The organism is Luteimonas sp. 8-5, from assembly GCF_029763755.1.
Classification (GTDB): domain Bacteria; phylum Pseudomonadota; class Gammaproteobacteria; order Xanthomonadales; family Xanthomonadaceae; genus Cognatiluteimonas.
On the sequence record NZ_JARUVM010000175.1, the window covers coordinates 1 to 1,429 of the forward strand.

The 1,429-nt window shown below is 71.0% G+C and carries 1 protein-coding gene and 1 pseudogene; both read right to left on the minus strand.

Going from position 1 to position 1,429, the window contains the following annotated elements; genetic code table 11:
• Nucleotides 1-1,119 (minus strand): Do family serine endopeptidase (locus QAA18_RS12755; RefSeq protein WP_279413464.1); only part of this gene is annotated, 1,119 nt, incomplete at its 3' end.
• Nucleotides 1,120-1,127: 8 nt separating this feature from the next.
• Nucleotides 1,128-1,429 (minus strand): annotated as a pseudogene (locus QAA18_RS12760) (hypothetical protein); the annotation flags it as partial.

Genomic DNA, 1,429 nt, shown 5'->3' on the forward strand with positions numbered 1-1,429 from the left:
CACGCCCAGGGTCACCTTGGTCCCCGGGGCCTTGGCGCCGATCACCGGCGGCAGGTCGCTGGACTGGTTGATGGCCCGGCCGTCGACGCTGCGGATCACGTCGCCCGGCTGCAGGCCGGCCTTTTCGCCGGGCGCGCCCGGGGTGACGTCCCGCACCAGGGCGCCGCGGCTGTCGGGCAGGCCCATGGCGGTGGCGAACTCGCGGGTCATGGCCTGCAGGCCGACGCCGATCATGCCGTACTGGACCTTGCCGGTGTCCTTGAGTTGCTTGACCGCATTCATGGCCAGGTCCACCGGGATGGCGAAGCTCACGCCCATGTAGCCGCCGGAGTTGCTGAAGATCTGCGAGTTGATGCCGACCACTTCGCCGCGGGTGTTGAGCAGCGGGCCGCCGGAATTGCCGCGATTGATCGCCACGTCGGTCTGGATGAACGGCACGTACTGCTGCTGCACGCCGGCGGCGCGGCCCACGGCGCTGACGATGCCGGCGGTGACCGAATGGTCGAGGCCGAACGGCGAACCGATCGCGACCACCCACTGCCCGGGCTTGAGCTCCTTCGAATCGCCGATGCGCAGGGTCGGCAGGTCCTTCGCCTCGATCTTGAGCAGGGCGATGTCGGACTTCTCGTCGCTGCCGACCACCTTGGCGGTGAACTCGCGGCTGTCGGAGAGCTTCACCGCGACCTTGTCCGCATCGTCGATGACGTGGTGGTTGGTCAGCACGTAGCCGTCGGCGGAAATGATGAAGCCGCTGCCCATGGACACGCCCTGCCCGCGCCGCGGCATGCCGCGCGGCATGTCGGGCACCATCCCCGGGCCGAAGAAGCGGCGGAAGATCTCGGGGATCTCGTCGTTGCCCGGCATGCCACCCAGGCTGTCGGCGTCGCTGCGGCCGTCGCTGGTGGCCTCGATGTTCACGACCGCCGGGCCGACCCGGGCGACGAGATTGGTGAAGTCCGGCAGGCCCTGCACGAGCTGCGGCGCCGGCGCGGACGCGGCCGAGGACTGCGCGGTGGCCTGCGGCAGCACCACGGCGGTGGTGGCGGCGGAGACGACGGCGACCAGCGCGAGCGCGCCGACCTTGGTGCGCAACGGGCGCACGCGGGAGGAATCGTTCATCGGTTGATCTACCTGGGAGAAGGAACTGGTGCTTGCGGCTGCGATGCCTGCGGCTGCCCCCCGGCTTCGTCGACCGGTGCCGGACGGAAGGGATGCGTGTCGCGGGGGAAAGGCTGGAGGTTGCCGTAGCCGACGTTGAAGGCGCCGCCGGCATTGGGCAGCAGCGCGCGCGGCCAGGGCCGGGTGGTGATGGGCGCAGCCTCGGGGGTGAACGGGTTGGAGCCGGGATTGGCGCCGGCCACTGCCACCTGCGGCTGGGGCTCGGCCTGTTCCAGGCGGGCCACGCGGGTCGTGGCGGCACGCTGGGCCT